This window comes from Bacillus sp. OTU2372 (assembly GCF_038440275.1).
Lineage (GTDB): Bacteria > Bacillota > Bacilli > Bacillales > Cytobacillaceae > Neobacillus > Neobacillus bataviensis_B.
The window spans coordinates 22,978-43,107 of sequence record NZ_JASATK010000016.1 but is presented as its reverse complement, the minus strand read 5'-3'; the positions used below and the strand labels follow the sequence as shown (position 1 = coordinate 43,107).

Sequence of the window (20,130 nt, the reverse complement as noted above, 5' to 3'; positions counted from 1 at the left end):
TAGCAAATTCTATCGGATAAGTGAATAGCGTAATTGTTTTCTCTCAATCAAGCTTATAGGTTATTTAGAATGCTTATGTGCAAGTCTGTTGACGCTACTAGCTATCATAAAGGGGCCAGCCAAAGTTGGAACACAAATCGAATGCGCAAATTCTCCCATCACATCGACCAAGTTAGGACCCGTTACAGCACCAAAGGTAGTAGAACCCATGGCCATGCTCACAGCAGTTGCCAGCTGTTTAGCTGTCGATACGGTTTGCCTTTACTAAAAATGTCAGAACTTGACTTTCCCCATTTGAAACATCCAGACCAACAACTGGATTCATTTTTAAATCCTCCTCCTAAACTAGTCATTTGCCAGTACCCCTAATTCCTCCATGCAGTGTCACAGCTTCGCTTGTTATACGAGATCTAAGTCCCAACCAGCCTCAATCATGTTTCTAAAAGAAGGGGGCGAACGGTTTAGTTGACGGGGTCCAAGCCACACGGGCAGTTAGTTCTACCCGGGCTACTGCTATAATAAAACCAAATAAAAAAGGTCAGCCAGAAATATTTTCTGGCTGACCTTAAAATACGAACGGGACAGCGTAGTGACGCCTGGCGCGTCTGTGGAAGTTCAAAACATAACTGGTAAGGTAGCAACATCAGCAGTTGATGTCACAGGTACACTAGAAACATCGAATAAGGATGTAAACCAATTAATTAGTAACATTAAATGGTTGCAACGCGGTAACTACTTAGGGATACCTACCGACTGCCCACAAAGGGATGAGCGTTCTGGTTGGCTAGGGGATGCACAATTATTTGCCAAAAACTGGCTTCTATAACATGGATACTTACAACTTCATGGAAAACTTTGCGGACTATATTGTTTACAACCAGTATGACAACGGATCCATTCCTGTCACTATTTCTCGTACTCGGTATAGCAGATCTACTACTCCAGACTCAGGATGGTCAGACGCTGGAGTAATTATCCCTTGGACACTGTGGCAAATGACCGGTGATACCACGGAAGTAAAAAAGGTGTATCCAAGCATGGAAAAATACATGGATTTGTTATACCAAAAGACAAGAGACACTTATCGCGGTCCGGGCAGTTATTATGGAGATTGGTTATCATTCCAAAGGGCTAATGTCAATGGGATTTCAGGAGCCAATCAAATTTTAATAAGTGATGCATATTACGCTTATGACGCTAAACTAATGGCGCAAATGGCACGGGCTTTAGGCAAGACTGCAGATGCAGAAAAATACGAAACGCTGTTTACAAATATTAAGAAAGCTTTCATCAAAAACTATATCGTGATTGACAGCGATGGACGTCTTACATTGTTATCCGGTAGTAGAACGCCGACTAGGGTTAAAGTGATTACTAAAACCAGAGAGTACTCCAAATAAATCCTAAGCCTTCATCATCATTTAGAAAAAAGATCATTAAAACTGGGATTCAAGAGCGTCTAATAACCCCCATTCTTGTCCAAAAAGAGGTTTTAGGATATTGTGCCTGAGGACACGGATAAGGAAAAGCATGAGCAAGATTACCTGCTTCTAGACCGTTTTACCAATGCAGCATCTCTTATACTCTTAAATGAAAAGACTAGTTTTAAGTCCTTTGAAAGAATGAAGGGGAATTTCTTGGAACAAATTATAGAAGGCAAACATCCGAAGAGTGAAATTGTATCTCTCAAACTATTAAGCGATAACACGTGTAAAGTGATTTCTTATTAACCCTCTGAAAAGTACCAAGGTGATCTGAACCCGAAAAGTTAGACACGATTTTTAGGCAGCTTTCTGGGCATAAGTTCGGTATTGAACTGGACTCATGCCTTTTAATTTTGCCTTAATTCGTTTGTGGTTGTAATAATGAATATAATTCTCTAATTCTTGTTTGAAATGTTCCATACTGTTAAATTCTTTAAAATACAGCAGTTCACTCTTTAATAAGCCAAAGAAGTTCTCCATCACTGCGTTATCTAAGCAATTCCCTTGACGAGATATACTTTGTGTAATCCCAAGTTTTTTTAGTGCGTGCTGATATTTCTTCATCTAATAATGCCAGCCCTGATCTGAGTGAAGAATGGGGGATTCCCCATCTCTTAATTGAAGAAAAGCTTTATCCAACATCCCCGAAACAAGAGGATAAACAGGACGTTTCTCAAGATTATAGGCTATAATTTCTCCGTTATATAAGTCCAGAATCAGTGACAAATATAGTTTTCCCCCATGTAAATGAAATTCCGTTACATCTGTTACCCACTTCTCATTAGGCTTTGCAGCTTGAAATTTACGCTCTAAAAGATTAGGAGCGATTTTCCCTACGTTTCCTCGGTATGAGCGATACTTCTTCATACGGACAAGACATTTTAAGCCCAACATATTTGTATATGATATTGTATTAATTATTCTAATTTTTATTTATTTTCAATCTTTAAATAATATTTATTTGACAAGCTTCTCACATAGGTGTAATTTACATATATAGTTATATATTAATTAGGAGGTTTTTTATAATGGAATTAAACAATGAGTTCATTACTAATTTTGGTGAATCCCTATTAAACATTTGGACAAACAGTTTGGACAAGGTGACCGCTTCTCAAAAAGAAATAGAAAATCTTTTGCTTCAAGCATTTACAACACAAAAAGAATCATTGGAGAAAATTGCTGGGGGCATGGACTTTATCCAGGAACAACAGAAAAAGTTAATTGAAGAAGTTCGCGATTATGTAAAGAAAAATGTTGAAACAGTTTCCGGTGAACAAACAAGCCAAACTTTCGAAAAGTGGAATGCTCAACTAGATGAAATAAATGACCGTGTTCAACAATTAACCTCTACTCCATACAAAGAAAGTTTAAATTTATTAAATCAGTCACAAGAGCAGTTCCAACAATCATATAAAAATCATTTCGAACAGCAAAAAAAGTTTCAAGTTGAGGCTTTAAATCAATTTAAAACTGCACAAAAAGGATTTACGGATTTATTTGAATCCAACACAAAAATGGCATTTAATTTATTTAAGTAGAACAGCTGATTTTCGCTGTTCTTTTTCACAATGTACAAATAATAATTATATCCTACTACACTCTACTATTGAGGTTAACCATACTGATCACTGGTTTTACTCAAAATGAATAGAGTCTAGGGTTGAGGTTTTTGGTATTTTTATTTATATATCAATAATTATATTAAAGTATATTTAAACATATATGATAACATATAATAATTCTAATACTTTATTTTTATATGTTATCTATAAAAATATTAACCATAAAAATTGTTATTAAATATATATTTTTTATATTGTAGTTCATCAGTTGAGAATAAGAAATTCAGCGTCTATTTGATTCAATTCCCTACTTGCACAAATAAGGGAAATATATTAAAGATATTGATTTATCAGTATTTGAGGGTACATATAAATATTAGAAAAACAGGTGCCAGCAAACTTCAAAACTGCTTGTGAAGAGTAACCCAATGAAATTGATCAATTTGTAAATGTAAACTCAAATACACTATAAATAAGTATCGAAAATTTACTTTTTGAGTTTATTTTTTTTCAAGAGATGAATTCAAAAAAGGGCAAGTAGATAATCGGGTTGGTGGAAGGTAAATAGCCTTATCTTCGTGGACAGTGATTGGAAAGAAGTTGGTATGTAAATGGATAGGACGAATTACTCGGAGACCCAGTAAGTTTGAACCAAATTACAACTTGACATAATTTTTCATTAATAGTAAAATTCATTTCATAAATAAATTGATTAAATGATTTCCCTAACTAAATAGTTTACTTTAGCATAAGGTTAATAACTATCTATTGATCCAATGAAAAAGTAAATCTATAACAAAAGGGTAATCTGTAAATATACCTCTTTAGGAATGAATACTATATTACATAATTAGGTAGACTATTAAAAGGCCTGAATGGCCCGTTAAAAGTAAACCGACAATTTTCAAAGTTTAATGGTTTTGACCATTATGCTTAAAAATTGTCGGTTTTTTTGTTTTTTATAAAACAGAAAGGAATACAGCGTAATGAAGGAAATCGGTCAAAGTCATATTTTCATAATGTTGGTTTATTCTATCCACCGATGGAGGGAAGAAAAATGTTAAATTCCATGCCAGAAATATTTTTTGTATTGCTTGCGGTATCGGTGCTTAGTGCACTGTTCCTGTTATATCCAAGGGTTCCACTGTCTTTTGTTCGGCTTCACGTCGGTATCACATTGTTGCCTCCACTGGCTGCCCTAATGGTCCTAGTTACCACCAAGGAGACCATAATTTATGGTCCCTGGTGGCTTGATTCCTTATCATGGATGCTGGTATTGTTTGTCCTTACCATCGGTTTTATCGTGCAGCGATATTCTGTTCGTTACTTCCTTGGTGATCGTTCCTATCGTAAATATTTTGCCTTGCTAACTATTACTACTACTGCTGATTCAGTTGTCTGGCTAAGTAATGATCTACGCCTGTTGCTGATTTGCTGGGGGGTTACACTCCTGGGGCTAATACTACTAATAAGATTAAAAAAGGAGTGGAGTGTTGCTAGAAACGCAGCTAAACAATCAGGACGACTATTTGCAATAGGCTGGCTTATACTGTTTGGAGCTGTCATCTGGGTAACCCAAGCCACTGGGCATTGGCAGTTGTCGCTTGTCCTCACAAAAAGCAGTCTTATACAGCTTGATTTATGGGAAAGGACTTGTATTAGCCTGATGCTAATCTTATCTGTCGTAATTCCGGCAGCACAGTGGCCTTTCCAACGCTGGTTATTGAATTCAGTAGTAGCTCCAACTCCTGTATCCGCGGTAATGCATGCGGGAATAGTGAATGCAGGAGGAATTATCTTGACTCGGTTCTCTCCGCTTTTTAGTGGAGATATTGCCCAAATCGTTTTACTTTTAGTGTCTAGTGTTTCAGTCATGACAGGTACCGGAATTATGCTGGTCCAGGTTGATTATAAACGACAGCTTGTTGGGTCTACGATTGCACAGATGGGGTTTATGTTAATCCAATGTGCATTAGGTGCTTTTTTGGCAGCCATTATCCACGCTGTCTTACATGGTCTATTTAAGTCAACTCTTTTCTTACAGGCTGGCTCTACGCTTCATCATCACAAGAAGCCAACATCTGAGTCGAACCAGCCATTGTCATTATTATGGACAATCACAGGAGGGATTTTAGGCCTCCTGGTGGCAATTGGTCTTTGGCTATCTTCATCTGGAGAGATTTATCAAATCATAAGTGCTCTTACCTTAGGGTGGTCAGTTTCATTAGCCTGGACCCAGCTCGTGGCTTTTGGTTCTGGACATATCGCGCGGATTGCAGGATTTTCTTTATTTGCAGTAGCGGCAATTGTATATAATTTCGTACATGATGCTTTTTATGGTGTATTACAAAATTCAATCCCGAAGGGAATGCAACCACCGGAACCGGCGGCAATTCTACTTCTAATTATTTTATTGGCCGGAAGTGCTGCAGGTTTATGGCTTGCTCGTCATCGTTCATCAGCTGCCTATTCTGTTATTTATCTTTGGCTTGTACGATTGGGTGAGCCTCAAAATAATTTGATAGAAAGTCATCCTAAGTATTTGACGCAATCATTCTTTAGAGGAGGTCATTTACGATGAATACAACATTAGCAAAATCATTACATTGGGAAAAGCTGCCTGATAGCCTTGATTTTGATCTTATTGACTTGGTAAAATCCGCCAGCAGCGTTATTGTACCGCTCGGGCCTATTAACACATTTGCAGCACGTAACCCCTGGGTAGGCTTGGAGGGACAAACGTTTGAAAAAACGGCTTACTGGCTCAAAGATACTTGTGATATAGATATCTATCCCAATGACTCCGTATTTCAATCTGCTTGGGAACGAGGCGAAATTCATCAGGATTTTTTAGAAAATGGAATTCAACAGTGGCTAAAATCACAATCTTTGGAGTTGCCGCGTGAGGTCGCAGAGCGGTTCTGCCGAGCTGCACTCATGCAAAAGCAACTACGTTCCAACACTTTGGAAGAACCTGAGTTAAAAAGTATGGCAAGGAAACTAAACCGTTTTAAATCCCAAATGACCGAAAAACATTCGGTCAAAACCTATAGCCAGCGCTTGGAAGAGCTGGGAAGGGTAAACGCAGCTCACGATCTTAACTGCAATATTATCAAGTGGTGTAAATTGTTTCTTGATGAGTCCCAAGCTGTCTTGTCGATGCCAAATCGTGAAGAAGGTTTCTATCGTGCGTGGCGGAAACTAGTCCAGCACGACCCGGCACTTAGCCGTAAGGTGCGTAAACAACTAAGTGAGTTGCCGGAAGAAGCTGATGCTGCATTAATGGAAGTTTTGTTCGCACTAGAAATTCGATTTTCAGAAATTCAAGAATATTTTGAAGCCCATTTCCTTGCATTACCGGGCTGGAGTGGCATGATGCTTTGGCGTTCGGAGCAATCGACCGAAGAAAGTTCGCTACTACTTGAGTATTTAGCCGTCCGAATATCGATGGAATGGGCTTTAGTTAAACCCTTTCTTCCCTTGCCTGAAAAAAGAAATAATAAAGTACATTTAGAACCATTGATTACGGCCTGGGCCGAATGGGGGAACCTGCCAATCAATGCTTGGTCTCAGTTATCGTCTACAGAAATAAAGGCATGTTTGACCCTTGCATATCGTTTTGATAAGATTCAACGCAATCGACTATGGCTTGAAGCATGGGAAAAAACATATGAAGATCAATTAAAGAAGATGCTTATATCCCAAAAGACGGCAGAAGAGGTGGAAAACATAAAGCCGGCACTGGCTCAGTTTGTATTTTGTATTGATGTTCGTTCAGAGCCTTTTCGCCGCAAACTTGAAAAAGGAGGAGATTTTAAGACTTTTGGAACAGCAGGCTTTTTCGGATTACCGATAGAAACCTACGAGCTTGGCAGTAACCATACGCATAACTCTTTGCCTGTAATGTTTAAACCGCAATACAAAATAAAAGAGTTTTCACCTGAGTCTGAATCCTATCAACAACGGCATCATGCAGTCAATTCAATAGGTTATACATTTAATGCGATGAAACATAATCTGATTTCCAATATGGTATTGCCGGAAATTAGCGGTCCTTGGCTCAGCTTGCAAACCCTCGCTCGCAGCTTTTTACCTAGGAGTGCAGGCCGGACATTAAGGAAATTGCACGAAAGATGGCTACATAAACCATCCACGGAACTCTTGCTTGACCATACGCAAACATCTGAAACAGCTTTGCCAACTGGCTTTTCGGTGAAAGAAAAAGTACACTACGTAAGGCAGGCTCTAATAATGATGGGACTCACCGATCATTTTGCACCACTAGTGGTTATTTGCGGACATGGAAGTCATAGCACGAACAATCCATATAGTTCCGCACTCGACTGCGGTGCATGCGGAGGAGCCTCAAGCGGATTCAATGCAAGAGTGCTGGCAACATTGTGCAATCTACCAATCGTAAGGAAGAGCCTCGAAGCAGAGGGAATAATCATTCCGAAATATACCATTTTTGCAGCTGCTGAGCATATTACCACACTTGATGAATTGCGTTGGCTTTACGTTCCAGAACTATCGGATGAAGCTAAGAAAGCATTTAATCGTGTCCAAGCCGAGTTGCCAAAGGTGAGTGAGGAAGCCAATTCCGAGCGGATTCCGCATTTGCCAAATCTCGGAACCCATCTTAAAAATCCAAAGGCTGAGGCTAAGCGACTTTCAGAAGATTGGAGTGAGGTGCGTCCGGAATGGGGCTTGGCACGCAACGCTGCGTTTATTATCGGGGAACGCAGGCTGACCCAAGGTTGCAATCTGGGTGGAAGAGTTTTCCTCAATAATTATAACTGGAAGAAGGATAAAAACGGTGGTATTCTAGCAAACATTATTTCCGGACCGGTAACGGTAGCTCAATGGATTAACCTGCAATATTATGCATCTACTGTTGCCCCTCATTATTATGGAAGCGGGAATAAAACAACCCAAACCGTGACAGCTGGGCTCGGGGTCATGCAGGGAAACGCCAGTGACTTACTATCCGGACTTCCCTGGCAGTCTGTGATGAAATCAGATGAAGAGGCATATCATGAGCCACTACGTTTGCTGGTGGTCATCCAAGCGCCGAGGGAATATGTAAAAAGGATGCTGGACCACGATCATGCCTTTCAGCAAAAAGTGAAAAACGGATGGATTCGGCTTGCGTCCATTGACCCGGAAGGACACTGGGAGAGTTGGTCTTAACAATTCCTGGTTTTTATATAAATGTGCTTGTGTGGGCTGCTTTTCTTTTCAGTTCTTATAGCAATGGTAAATAGCTTTCCGAAAGAAAGTGTTACGTCGATAAAAAAGATTGTTTTTAGAATGTTATAGCCAATGTTTGGCCATCTATGAATGTAACTTTGAATAAAGGAAAAGGAATGGGTATGGAAAAATCAAAAGGAATGCTTGAAGCTGAAATAAGCAAAGCTTTAACACATTGGGAGAAAAATTATCTAGGACGAGGCTCGGTATCAGTTAAATCAGATATATTACGGGATATGGTGATTGTGATTCTTGGCGCTATTTTAACTCCTGCAGAATATGAAGTATGTCGGGATAAAGAAGGATTGTTATCAGTAAAAGAATATCGCAACAGTTTAGTGGAATCCGGTCTGGATGAATTAAAGGAAATTATCTTAACGATAACAGGGGAAGAAGTAGTTAGCTTTCACACCGATATTAGTACACAAAGTGGAGAACGGGCAATGGTCTTTATGCTTTCCAGCAATCTGCAAAGCAAATTATGTTAGAAAAAAAGGAGATATTCAAGGCTTGAACATCTTTTTCTAAAGGAAAGCAACAGAATCTTATTTAGAGTACAATACAAATGATTAATGAGGTGAATTTGATGTCTAGAGATGACAAGAAAAAAGTACTATATGTGATTGGTATGGATCATAAATTAGAACGTTTTATTAAAGAAGAGACCAATGTCAATCCGGAAAATATGATTATCTTGCAAAGATATCAACCGGTCATTTCACATCCCTTCGACGAATTAATGAGGGACATCATCATTGCGGTCTTTCAGGAAAATGTTGAAGAAATCGTTGTTGCATTCGCAGATCATTATCAAAAGAACACTGAGGATATACTGATCAAGGTTAATAAAAACAAAGAATTAAAGGATAAAATTCAAACGCTGGATTATCTTTTTAATAATACAAACCCGGAATTTCCTAAGGGTACGGTAAGTGAATGGTTACAGGGAGGAAAAACTTTAATGGATGGTGTCCAAAAAACAGTCCATATCATTCGCCATCATCCACTGATTCCGTCACATGTAAAGGTCAAGGAACTATTTATTAAACAGGAGAATGAAAAGTTATCTGGAATTGTCTAAGAATTTATTTACCTATATATTAATGAAATCAGAGTCTTAATTCCTCAAATTTAAAGAAAATTGGACATTTTTGTTTGTATTTTAATATCTAAAGAGGCATTCAAAAAACAAGCTTACACCGTGATAGTAGTACAGAAAATCTGAAATACAAAAGGCATTTGGGGAATTAAAGCATTCCCCAAATGCCTTTTGTAGTCACTATGAAGCTGCCTTCTAAGGCAGCTTTTAATGTAGCATATCATTTTGTTTATTAGTATATATAGTGTTCCATCCTTTTGTACCTCAGAATAAAAGACCTCTGATATTGAATCTATCCAGCTTGGAACCTTCCTGATTCAAAGATACTTGGGTCAATTCCGGCAAATGTTATTAGTTTTTTAGGGTGATTAAACCTATTAATCTCACCGATTTCAGAAATAATCGTTGCCGGGACACCGGCTACTGGAGGGTTCGACTGTTCAGGGCTAATGGAATATGCTTTTAGACAAGTTGGGATTGATATGAGTGGTACAGCTCAAGCTCAATACAACAAAACGATACCGATTCCAGAAGATCAAATAAAACAAGGCGATTTAGTTTTTTTCTCCACCTACAAGCCAGGTCCATCCCATGTTGGAATGTACGTTGGAAACGGGCAATTTATTAATGCAAATGATAGCGGTATTTCTTATTCTTCTGTTGACCAATATCACTCTTACAAGAACAATTAGAAAAATATTATAACGATCATATTAATTTGTAGGAGATAAACATTATGATGAGTAGAAAAGAATATTTAGATGCCATCGGCTATGTAACTGACGAAGGGAGATATAAATGATTAATACGTCTAATTTCAAGCAGATTGGACAGAGATTTAACCGGAAAGTAAATAAGATGCATACATTGGCTGGATTGGATTATGAAACATGTGAGGTATTTGTAAAATTGATCGGGGATATAGGAAAAAGATAAATGTGCCGTATAGGGGCTGTTGACAGAATGGGAAAGGTGTATTTTGATATGTTGAAAAAGTAAAAGTGTCCTATGGCACTTTTATTTTTTTTATTTTGGCTGTGCTGGAAATAGGCAGTATTTAAAAAGATTAGTTTAATGATATGGACATTATTGAGTATTTTACTTAATACATCTTAATTCCAAATAAGGGGATTATAGGGAGTGATCTGTAAAAGACATATTAGAGAAAGAAGTTGTTTTAACTTTACGAAATATTAAATGAAATAAAAAACCTTTAAAAAATGCATCCTTGTTTTGAAGGGTTGACAAGATCAGCAGGCTTTAATGAAGGATTGCTGGTAGAAGGATAATCTTTATGAAAGAAAGGGAATTATTGGTATGAAACGTCAACTCATTTTAGAAGACGGTACTGTATTTGTTGGAAAGGGATTTGGCAGTGAAAGGGAATTGATAGGTGAAGTAGTATTTAACACAGGGATGACGGGCTATCAGGAAATTTTGTCAGACCCTTCTTATTGCAGTCAAATTGTTACACTTACATATCCATTAATCGGTAACTATGGGATTAATCGTGATGATTTTGAATCGATTGAACCTACCATTAACGGCTTGATTGTCAAAGAATTTTGTGAAGTACCGTCTAATTTCCGCAGCCAATATCCGATTGATCAATTTTTAAAAGACAAAGATATTCCAGGTCTAGCGGGAATTGATACAAGGAAGCTTACAAGAAAAATCCGCGAACATGGGATTCTAAAAGGAAGAATCTGCAGCATGGATGTTAATGTTGAAGAAATAGTTTCAGAGTTACAGAAAGCGGAATGGCAGAGGGATCAGGTGAAGCAAGTATCAACAAAACGATCCTACCCAAGCCCAGGGCGCGGGTTTAAAGTCGTGCTTGTCGACTTCGGAATGAAGCACGGTATTTTGCGTGAGTTAACACTGCGCAACTGTGATGTCATAGTGGTTCCATATGATACAACAGCGGAAAAAATATTAAGTTTAGACCCTGATGGCATCATGTTAGGTAATGGGCCGGGGGATCCGAAGGAAATAACAGAAGGAATTGAAATGATCAAAGGTGTGCTTGGGAAAATACCATTGTTCGGCATTTGCTTAGGTCATCAATTGGTTGCACTCGCATGCGGAGCCGATACAGAAAAACTGAAGTTTGGCCACCGCGGCTCAAACCATCCAGTAAAGAATTTAGAAACAAACCGTGTCGAAATTACCTCGCAAAACCATGGGTATACGGTCCGTATGGAATCGTTAGCAGGGACGGATTTATCTGTCACCCATATTGCCTTAAATGATGGGACAGTTGAGGGGTTAAAGCATAACAAATATCCGGCTTTTACTGTCCAATACCATCCAGAGGCATCCCCGGGGCCAGAGGATGCAAATTATTTATTTGACCATTTCATTGACTTGATGGAAACAAGTAAGAAGGTGGGGACGAACGATGACAAAGCGCTTAGACATTGAAACAATCTTAGTAATTGGATCAGGACCTATTGTGATTGGACAAGCGGCAGAGTTTGATTATGCAGGCACGCAGGCATGTATCGCATTAAAAGAGGAAGGGTACAAAGTTATTCTTGTTAACTCAAATCCCGCGACCATTATGACCGATACGGAAATGGCAGACAAAGTATACATTGAGCCGTTAACGGTTGAATTCGTGAGCTCCATCATTCATAAAGAACGTCCTGATGCCATCTTGCCGACACTGGGGGGACAAACAGGGTTAAATCTTACGGTCGAACTTGCCAAATCAGGTATTTTAGATGAGCTGGGTGTTGAAATTTTAGGGACAAAATTAACCGCCATTGAGCAAGCGGAAGACCGGGATTTGTTCCGTTCCTTAATGAACGAACTGAATGAACCGGTTCCGGAAAGTGAAATTATTCGCTCGCTTGAAGAGGCCTATTCGTTTGTGGAACAAATCGGCTATCCTGTTATCGTTCGTCCCGCCTATACACTTGGAGGAACGGGCGGCGGCATTTGCCATAATGAAGAGGAATTAATTGAAATTGTCACGAGCGGCTTAAAATACAGTCCAGTTACCCAATGTTTGCTCGAGAAAAGTATTGCCGGGTTTAAAGAAATTGAGTACGAAGTCATGCGTGACAGCAACGACAACGCGATTGTTGTCTGCAACATGGAAAACATCGATCCCGTCGGGGTTCATACAGGGGATTCCATTGTTGTCGCACCGAGCCAAACGTTAAGCGACCGCGAGTATCAATTATTGCGCAATGCTTCTTTAAAGATTATCCGTGCTTTAAAGATTGAGGGTGGATGTAACGTTCAGCTCGCTTTAGACCCATCGAGCTTTCAATACTATGTGATTGAAGTAAACCCACGTGTCAGCCGTTCATCCGCGCTGGCTTCCAAAGCGACAGGGTACCCCATTGCGAAGCTTTCAGCAAAGATTGCAGTTGGTCTAACGTTGGATGAAATGATGAATCCTGTAACGGAAAGAACCTATGCATCCTTTGAACCTGCTCTGGATTATGTGGTAACAAAAATTCCGCGCTGGCCCTTTGATAAATTCGAGTCGGCCAACCGTAAGCTTGGTACCCAAATGAAAGCGACAGGTGAAGTAATGGCCATCGGGCGCACGCTCGAAGAGTCATTATTAAAAGCGGTTCGTTCACTTGAGTTGAAAATATTTCATCTGGAATTAAAGGATGCAGATCAAATTAAAGATGAATTGATTGAAAAACGTATTCGTACAGCCGGGGATGAGCGCCTATTCTACATTGGTGAGTCCCTTCGACGCGGAATAACAGTCGAACAAATTCATGAGTGGAGCAAAATCGATATTTTCTTCCTTGTGAAGTTTGAAAATATTGTGAAGTTTGAGAAGGTTGTAGCAGACAACAAAGGCAACCGAGAAGTGCTGCTCGAAGCAAAGAAAATCGGTTTCTCAGATAAGACGATTGCCAATCTTTGGGGTATGACCGAACGTGAAGTTTATGAATACCGCAAAGAGCAAAATATTATCCCTGTCTATAAAATGGTAGATACCTGTGCAGCCGAATTTGAATCGGAAACACCTTATTTTTACGGTACGTATGAGGAGGAAAACGAATCCGTTGTAACAAAAATGGAGAGTGTTATCGTACTGGGATCAGGTCCGATTCGTATTGGACAGGGAGTGGAGTTTGACTATGCAACGGTTCACTCTGTCTGGGCGATTCGTGAAGCAGGTTACGAAGCGATTATTATTAATAACAACCCCGAAACGGTTTCAACTGATTTTAGTATTTCAGACAAGCTTTATTTCGAACCATTAACCATTGAAGATGTTATGCACATCATCGATTTAGAAAAACCAATTGGAGTTGTCGTGCAATTCGGGGGGCAAACAGGGATAAACTTGGCCGCAGAACTGGCAAGCCGCGGTGTGAAAATTTTAGGAACATCGCTTGAGAGTCTTGAGGCAGCAGAAGACCGTGAAAAGTTCGAGAAAACATTAGCCACCCTGAAAATTCCACAGCCTTTAGGGAAAACAGCAACGTCAGTGGAAGGAGCGGTAAAAATCGCAGAGACGATTGGCTTCCCTGTCCTGATTCGGCCTTCTTATGTACTGGGCGGAAGGGCAATGGAAATTGTCTATCAAACAGAGGAATTACTTCATTACATGAAAAATGCGGTCCAAGTTCACGAGGATCAGCCGGTGCTGGTTGACCGTTATTTAACGGGCCAGGAAATGGAAGTTGATGCAATCTCTGATGGTGAGAATGTATTCATTCCAGGAATCATGGAACATATTGAGCGTGCAGGTGTCCATTCAGGCGACTCAATCGGTGTCTATCCACCTCAAGTCCTGTCAGAAGAAACAAAGGCGACCATCATTGACTATACAACAAGAATTGCGAAAGGTTTACAAATAGTCGGGTTACTCAATATCCAGTTCGTTTTATCGAAAGGCAAAGTGTATGTATTGGAAGTGAATCCGCGCTCGAGCCGTACAGTACCATTCCTAAGCAAAATAACACGTATACCAATGGCCAATCTAGCTACGAAAGTCATGTTGGGAAAAACGTTACCTGAGCTTGGGCTTGAATCAGGCATTCATCCCGAAGAGGAAAATGTTTATGTGAAAGTCCCTGTTTTCTCTTTTGCGAAGCTAAGAAAAGTAGATATCACGCTTGGACCGGAAATGAAATCAACCGGGGAAGTCATGGGGCAAGACACAACATTGGAGAAAGCACTTTATAAAGGCTTTATTGCATCTGGTGTTTCCATTAGGCCACGCGGTTCTGTATTGTTCACCGTTGCGGATAAGGATAAGGCGGAAGCAACTAATCTGGCTAAACGTTTCTACAACATTGGGTACCATGTCCTGGCAACAGCAGGGACAGCTGCTGCATTTAAACAAGTAGGAATTCCAGTTAAAGTTGTCAACAAAATCGGAAGTGAAGAGGAGAACCTGTTAGAGGTGATTCGTAATGGCAGAGCCCAGCTTGTCATCAATACCCTAACAAAAGGAAAACAGCCTGAGCGTGACGGATTTAGGATTCGCCGAGAAGCAGTTGAAAATGGTATTCCATGTTTAACCTCTCTTGATACAGCAGTTGCTATCTTCCGTGTACTTGAAACCATTGGTTTCCAAACGACGCCCATGGGCAGTGCCCGCTAGGTGATAATTCGGATCATAAATCCTAGCTTTTGAAATACTACGAAAATCAGATGTATAGGTGAATTTAAAAAGTTACTGGCGGGAGGGATAAATATGGATAATACGCAAGCTGTGACGAAAAAAGAACAGGAAGACATCAAAAAATTAAGTGAAGTCAATGAATTCAACCATGAAAACAACCCAGTTGCCAAAGCGCAAAAACAAATGTCATCACAAGAGACAACAGGAGTATTAGATCAAGAATAGAACATCCTATCTTTTAAATAAATATAAAGGCCGACTAAAGAAAACGGATTTATTTTGTAGGCTAATGTAGTGATCGACATTCCATACATGTGGAAGCTGTTGCAAAATTAAAATTGAAATAGATAGAAACTCATTCTAACTTTAGTTTGGATGGGCTTATTTAAGAAATCTAAAATTATAACTTTATTAAAAATTCTAGATGGTTAATAAAAAGGGGTACCCAAGTGAATTTTAATTCAGTGGGTACCCTTAATCTTTATTTAAAACACTTTCGTAGTCCAATCCTCACAATTCCAAATATCGGTCGCAATTTCACGATAGAAATCAGGTTCGTGGGATACCATTAAGATACTTCCACGATATGCCTTTAAAGCACGCTTCAATTCTTCTTTTGCATCCACATCCAAGTGATTGGTAGGTTCGTCTAGAATTAATATATTCGTTTCTGTGTTGATAATTTTACACAATCGAACTTTGGCTTTTTCGCCACCAGAAAGGACTTCGACTTTACTTTCAATATGTTTCGTCGTTAATCCACATTTTGCAAGAGCAGCACGGACTTCAGCCTGATTCATACTTGGGAACTCGCTCCAAATTTCTTCAATACAAGTATTGTAGTTGGACTGTTTCACTTCCTGCTCGAAGTAACCGATGTGTTGATACTCACCACGATCCACTTTACCCGAAATTGGATTAATCAACCCAAGGATACTTTTTAAAAGAGTAGACTTACCAATACCGTTTGCACCCACGAATGCAATTTTTTGTCCGCGTTCCATTTTCAAATTCAGAGGGCGAGAAAGTGGTTCATTGTAACCAATAACAAGATCTTCAGTCGTGAAAATCCAACGACTAGCTGCACGAGCTTCCTTGAAAATAAACTCTGGTTTCGGCTTCTCTTTCCCCAATTCAATAATTTCCATTTTGTCAAGCTTCTTTTGACGAGACATCGCCATATTACGAGTCGCAACACTTGCTTTGTTACGAGCAACAAAATCTTTCAAATCAGCTATTTCTTGTTGTTGACGCTTGTAAGCGGACTCTAGCTGTTGCTTCTTCATTTCATATATTTTTAAGAAGTTATCATAGTCACCAACATAGCGATTCAACTCTTGGTTTTCCATATGATAGATTAAGTTAACAACATTGTTCAAGAATGGAATATCATGTGAAATCAAGATAAATGCATTCTCATATTCCTGTAAATAGCGCTTCAACCATTCGATATGCTGTTCATCCAAATAGTTCGTTGGCTCGTCAAGTAATAGGATTTCAGGCTTTTCTAGCAAAAGCTTAGCTAGCAAAACTTTCGTACGCTGCCCGCCGCTAAGATCATCTACATCTCGATCGAGTCCAACATCGTCTAATCCTAAACCACGAGCAACTTCCTCAACTTTTGCATTAATTCGATAGAAATCATTACTATCTAAAGTTTCTTGTAGCTCTCCAACTTCTGCAAGTAATGCATCGATATCAGCACCTTCATCACCCATTTTTGCGTAAAGTTCATTGATCTCTGATTCAGCATCAAAAAGATATTGAAAAGCAGAACTCAAAGCTTCACGCATTGTAGTACCTTTTTGAAGTACAGCATGCTGATCTAAATAACCAACACGAACTTTTCGTGACCACTCAACTTTTCCCTCGTCGGGTTGCAACTTTCCAGTCACAATATTCATGAAAGTAGACTTACCCTCACCATTTGCCCCAACTAGTCCAACGTGTTCTCCTTTTAAAAGTCGAAAAGACACATCATTAAAAATCGCACGATCACCGAAACCGTGACTTAAATTTTGTACGTTTAATACGCTCATTTTTTTAACCCCTTATCTAATATCATATGTGAATATCTTAATAGAATTTGGCTGCTTTTTCTATCTTGAAGTTATTTTTGTGAAAATTGAAGTCTGCCCCATCTTAATAAAATAAGATTATTGAATTATATTTACTTGGACGTATAACAATTGGGTAAGAGTCTATTATACAACCTAATCTGGAGGTAGGTAAGATAAGAGTTATTCCCATGTGGGAATAAATATAGAAAAAATGAAAGAATTGGTTGAGTTCTAAACTAAAATTTTTTTAAAACAAGTGTAAACTCATGAGCACCCCATGAGTTGCCAAATACACTCCGCACATGTGGAGTGTATTTGGCAACTCATTTTAAAAAAAGGCAACTAACCCATTGGGCGTTGCCTTTTCATATTTCTTGTAACGGATTAACAAAGCTGTATTGAATATGGAATATGATTAGGGATCTTATGAAAGCCTGGAACCAAGTTCCTGGAAATCTTGATTATGTAAACTGATTGTGTTAAACTATTAACATACTAACAAGGTGGTTTTAAAAAGCTATTTATTTTTCTTATTCTGCTAGCATTTTTTTGAATTAGGAGAATATTTTAGCTCTTCGCAAAAACCACATTGAATGCTTTGGAAAACACTAAATGTTGAATTGGGAATGGGTTCGGCGGGCACTAAATGCTCCAATTCGTACTCATTTTTTTATTGTATAAAAGGAAAGTTTAATTTATCTCCTAATAAACCATGGCTGTTCTGTTTTTTATATTAAAAACCTCCACTTTACATCTAGCTGCCTAATCGGCGGTTTAATCCTTCTGAAAAACCATTACTTAGATCTGATTAAAACGATCGAATGATTCCTCCGCAGTAATTATGTATCATAAAAAAATCCTATTTTCAGGTTCGGCTTTAGCACGGGCCAGTTGGTTCCAATTCATATAGTCATAGTTATTTTTCTGACTTAAGTGTCCTGCATTCATAATATGTGAAAACATACACAAAGAAAGGAATGTTAAAATGGGGAATGTCCAAACTACAGATTTCAAAGAAAAAGAAGGGATAAAAGATGATTATTCGTACGATAAAGTACCAATACAAAAAAGGAATATGGGCTGGTTTAGTATTACAAACATTACCTTTGGAATCGCAACAGCCATTTTTTACTTTCAAATGGGAAGTGTAATGGCGCTTCAATTTGGGGCGGTTAACGCAATCATATCAGCCATTTACGCCATCGTTGTGGCTGGAATACTCGGAACAATCATTGCTTATTTATCAGCTAAATCTGGTATGAATGTGAATTTATTATCCAGAGGAGGATTTGGATATATAGGTGCATCATTAACCTCTTTCATTTACGCATCCAACTTTATCATGTATTGTGCATTTGAAGGCATGATATTAGTTGCTGCCATACATGCATTTTTTCCACACATCCCAGTATGGCTTTTAATCATTATCTTTGGTTCAGTCGTTATACCTTTAAATTGGTTTGGTATCAAACAGTTGGATAAATTACAAAAATGGTCACTGCCTATATTCGGAGTATTTTTAATAACAACCATCATAGTAGCATTCAATAAAACCTCGGTTTACGACAGGAACTTTTGGACGTATTTGCCAGATGGTGTTCAAACAGGAGGAACAGCTTTGCTTCTCTGCATCGGTATGCAGCACGGTATAATGGGGTTAACAGCTCTTCTTGGATCAGATTATGCACGGTTCCTGAAACCAAAGGATATTAAAATAGGATCATTCATGATTGGATTTGTACCACAAATTTTCTGTTTTGGAGTGATGGGCGGCCTTGGAATATGGTTTGGTGTTCGTTTAGGAGAGTCCAATCCAGGTGTTTATATTGTATCACTCCTTGGTTTATGTGGAGTTCTATTTACTTTATTGACTCAAATCAGAATTAATATTACCAATATCTATAGTGCTTCACTTTCACTCTCTAACTTTTTTGAGAATGTTTTTAAATTTAAACCAGGCAGACGTTTTTGGATTGTTGTGGCAGGGTTAATATCCATGGCAATGATGTTGGGCGGCATACTGGATCATTTAGATACTGCCATGACATTCCAAGGGGTTTTTCTTTTGACTTGGGCAGCTATTTTGGTTACTGATTCTTTAGTAGTGAAAGTGATATTAAAGATTGGTCCTGGTTATTATGAGGCCAGACAGGAGAATTTGTATAAATGGAATCCTGTTGGAGTCATTCCGTTAGTTACGGCAAGTGTTTTAGGTACGGTGGCTGCATTAGGTTATATGGGGATGTTCTTACAAAGTACGGCAGCCTTTTTCGCGGCGATTCTAGCTTCTATCCTCACTGTAGTATTCGCTGTGTTAACAAAAGGAAAATATTATAGCATGTATAAAGCTGACGATATAAATTATATTGCATCGTAAGTTATTTTAGAACTGTGAAAAGAAAATTATAGGTATCTTGCTAGTACCATTGTTGAAAAAATAAAAAAGCTGGCTCTAATTTGGTCCGTCCGAACCTTATAGAGCCAGCTTTTTTATGTAAAGTAAGGAGATGCTGATTTTCTAGAATATCGAGTCCTAAACAAGATTTACATCTATCGGTAGAAGTCTTAAGTTTGAACCTCATCGTTCCCCTGAAGATGTTGGCGGTGTAGGTGGTTATGAAGAGTTCATAAATATTATCAGTAACCCGAACCATGAAGAATATGACGAAATGCTTTCATGGGCAGAAAAAGACACCAGCGGTAGAAAGTTTGACCCGAATTATTTTTTATAAAACAGAGATTAATCGCAAATTAGCGAAAATTAATTTTTAATGTACATATCTGTAAAAAGGAGAAACGGTTCCCTGGGTAATGCTTGAATTGTTCCTCCAACCCACCAGCACCCCATGTAATACCGGGGGATTCAATAAATTGTGTATAATCATTCTTTAACCAGGGGTTTCTAAAGTCACCGATTAAAGGGATTTGACAAAAGAAGTCAACTACCTGTTTGGTTTTCAAGGCAGCCCTTTCCTCCTAATTCATTAGATATCTTGAATACTATTTTTATTATGTTTAAAGTAGATCATAAAACTTTTAGATATAGCGCCACCTTAAACTG

At 38.7% G+C, this 20,130-nt stretch carries 16 protein-coding genes and 3 pseudogenes; 14 read left to right on the top strand and 5 right to left on the bottom strand.

Translation table 11 applies throughout. The features are described from left to right. Nucleotides 1-78: 78 nt before the first annotated feature. A pseudogene (locus AAHB15_RS20925) lies at nt 79-240 on the bottom strand (MFS transporter); the annotation flags it as partial. A 349-nt stretch (nt 241-589) separates the two neighbouring features. Between AAHB15_RS20925 and AAHB15_RS20920 the strand changes: the two are divergent. From AAHB15_RS20920 to AAHB15_RS20910, 3 genes are all read left to right on the top strand, one after another. Continuing rightward, a complete protein-coding gene (locus AAHB15_RS20920; protein WP_342043239.1) occupies nt 590-826 on the top strand; it encodes an alpha-L-rhamnosidase-related protein in 237 nt (78 codons plus the stop codon). Further along, nucleotides 804-1,400 (top strand): alpha-L-rhamnosidase-related protein, encoded by a 597-nt coding sequence (locus tag AAHB15_RS20915; RefSeq protein ID WP_342043238.1) that lies wholly within the window; start codon nt 804-806, stop codon nt 1,398-1,400. Before AAHB15_RS20920 ends, AAHB15_RS20915 begins: the two co-directional genes overlap by 23 nt. A gap of 102 nt (nt 1,401-1,502) precedes the next feature. Further along, nucleotides 1,503-1,730 (top strand): hypothetical protein, encoded by a 228-nt coding sequence (locus AAHB15_RS20910; RefSeq protein ID WP_342043237.1) that lies wholly within the window; start codon nt 1,503-1,505, stop codon nt 1,728-1,730. 51 nt (nt 1,731-1,781) lie between these two features. On the opposite strand, the pseudogene AAHB15_RS20905 reads toward AAHB15_RS20910, so the two are convergent. Further along, nucleotides 1,782-2,375 (bottom strand): annotated as a pseudogene (locus tag AAHB15_RS20905) (IS3 family transposase); the annotation flags it as partial. Between the two features lie 137 nt (nt 2,376-2,512). Between AAHB15_RS20905 and AAHB15_RS20900 the strand changes: the two are divergent. The 5 genes from AAHB15_RS20900 (at nt 2,513) to AAHB15_RS20880 (ending at nt 9,380) form a co-directional block, all read left to right on the top strand. Then, nucleotides 2,513-3,025: a hypothetical protein gene (locus tag AAHB15_RS20900; protein WP_335575582.1), complete on the top strand. Its 513-nt coding sequence runs from the start codon at nt 2,513-2,515 to the stop codon at nt 3,023-3,025. Nucleotides 3,026-4,106: 1,081 nt separating this feature from the next. Then, nucleotides 4,107-5,630, top strand: coding sequence for an NADH dehydrogenase subunit 5 (locus tag AAHB15_RS20895; protein ID WP_342043236.1), 1,524 nt, complete (start codon nt 4,107-4,109; stop codon nt 5,628-5,630). Next, entirely contained in the window at nt 5,627-8,239 is a 2,613-nt protein-coding gene (locus AAHB15_RS20890) for a DUF2309 domain-containing protein (protein WP_342043235.1), read from the top strand. The genes AAHB15_RS20895 and AAHB15_RS20890 overlap by 4 nt, the downstream gene beginning before the upstream one ends. Nucleotides 8,240-8,421: 182 nt before the next feature. After that, nucleotides 8,422-8,787: a DUF2294 domain-containing protein gene (locus tag AAHB15_RS20885; protein WP_335574786.1), complete on the top strand. Its 366-nt coding sequence runs from the start codon at nt 8,422-8,424 to the stop codon at nt 8,785-8,787. A gap of 98 nt (nt 8,788-8,885) precedes the next feature. Continuing rightward, nucleotides 8,886-9,380, top strand: coding sequence for a carbonic anhydrase (locus AAHB15_RS20880; protein ID WP_342043234.1), 495 nt, complete (start codon nt 8,886-8,888; stop codon nt 9,378-9,380). 316 nt (nt 9,381-9,696) lie between these two features. On the opposite strand, the pseudogene AAHB15_RS20875 reads toward AAHB15_RS20880, so the two are convergent. Then, a pseudogene (locus tag AAHB15_RS20875) lies at nt 9,697-9,813 on the bottom strand (transposase); the annotation flags it as partial. Between AAHB15_RS20875 and AAHB15_RS20870 the strand changes: the two are divergent. The 4 genes from AAHB15_RS20870 to AAHB15_RS20855 all read left to right on the top strand — a co-directional run bounded on the left by AAHB15_RS20870 (nt 9,779) and on the right by AAHB15_RS20855 (nt 15,234). Then, on the top strand, nt 9,779-10,090 hold the full coding sequence (locus AAHB15_RS20870; protein WP_342043276.1) for a C40 family peptidase: 312 nt from the start codon (nt 9,779-9,781) through the stop codon (nt 10,088-10,090). The pseudogene AAHB15_RS20875 and the gene AAHB15_RS20870 sit on opposite strands and share 35 nt — an antisense overlap. 625 nt (nt 10,091-10,715) lie before the next feature. Continuing rightward, nucleotides 10,716-11,822 (top strand): carbamoyl phosphate synthase small subunit, encoded by a 1,107-nt coding sequence (locus AAHB15_RS20865; RefSeq protein WP_342043233.1) that lies wholly within the window; start codon nt 10,716-10,718, stop codon nt 11,820-11,822. Then, nucleotides 11,800-14,988, top strand: coding sequence for a carbamoyl-phosphate synthase large subunit (gene carB / locus AAHB15_RS20860; RefSeq protein WP_342043232.1), 3,189 nt, complete (start codon nt 11,800-11,802; stop codon nt 14,986-14,988). Before AAHB15_RS20865 ends, carB begins: the two co-directional genes overlap by 23 nt. 93 nt (nt 14,989-15,081) lie before the next feature. Then, nucleotides 15,082-15,234: a hypothetical protein gene (locus tag AAHB15_RS20855; protein WP_186446527.1), complete on the top strand. Its 153-nt coding sequence runs from the start codon at nt 15,082-15,084 to the stop codon at nt 15,232-15,234. 260 nt (nt 15,235-15,494) lie between these two features. Here AAHB15_RS20855 and AAHB15_RS20850 read toward each other — a convergent pair whose 3' ends face one another. Beyond that, nucleotides 15,495-17,048 (bottom strand): ABC-F family ATP-binding cassette domain-containing protein, encoded by a 1,554-nt coding sequence (locus AAHB15_RS20850; RefSeq protein WP_335574782.1) that lies wholly within the window; start codon nt 17,046-17,048, stop codon nt 15,495-15,497. A gap of 1,006 nt (nt 17,049-18,054) precedes the next feature. On the opposite strand from AAHB15_RS20850, the gene AAHB15_RS20845 reads away from it, so the two are divergent. Both AAHB15_RS20845 and AAHB15_RS30265 read left to right on the top strand, forming a co-directional pair. After that, entirely contained in the window at nt 18,055-19,446 is a 1,392-nt protein-coding gene (locus tag AAHB15_RS20845) for a purine-cytosine permease family protein (protein ID WP_342043231.1), read from the top strand. A gap of 175 nt (nt 19,447-19,621) precedes the next feature. Next, nucleotides 19,622-19,801 (top strand): IS1096 element passenger TnpR family protein, encoded by a 180-nt coding sequence (locus tag AAHB15_RS30265; protein WP_420491213.1) that lies wholly within the window; start codon nt 19,622-19,624, stop codon nt 19,799-19,801. A 19-nt stretch (nt 19,802-19,820) separates the two neighbouring features. Here the strand turns inward: AAHB15_RS30265 and AAHB15_RS20840 are convergent, their stop codons facing one another. Further along, on the bottom strand, nt 19,821-20,030 hold the full coding sequence (locus tag AAHB15_RS20840) for a hypothetical protein (RefSeq protein WP_335574784.1): 210 nt from the start codon (nt 20,028-20,030) through the stop codon (nt 19,821-19,823). Nucleotides 20,031-20,130 lie beyond the last annotated feature (100 nt).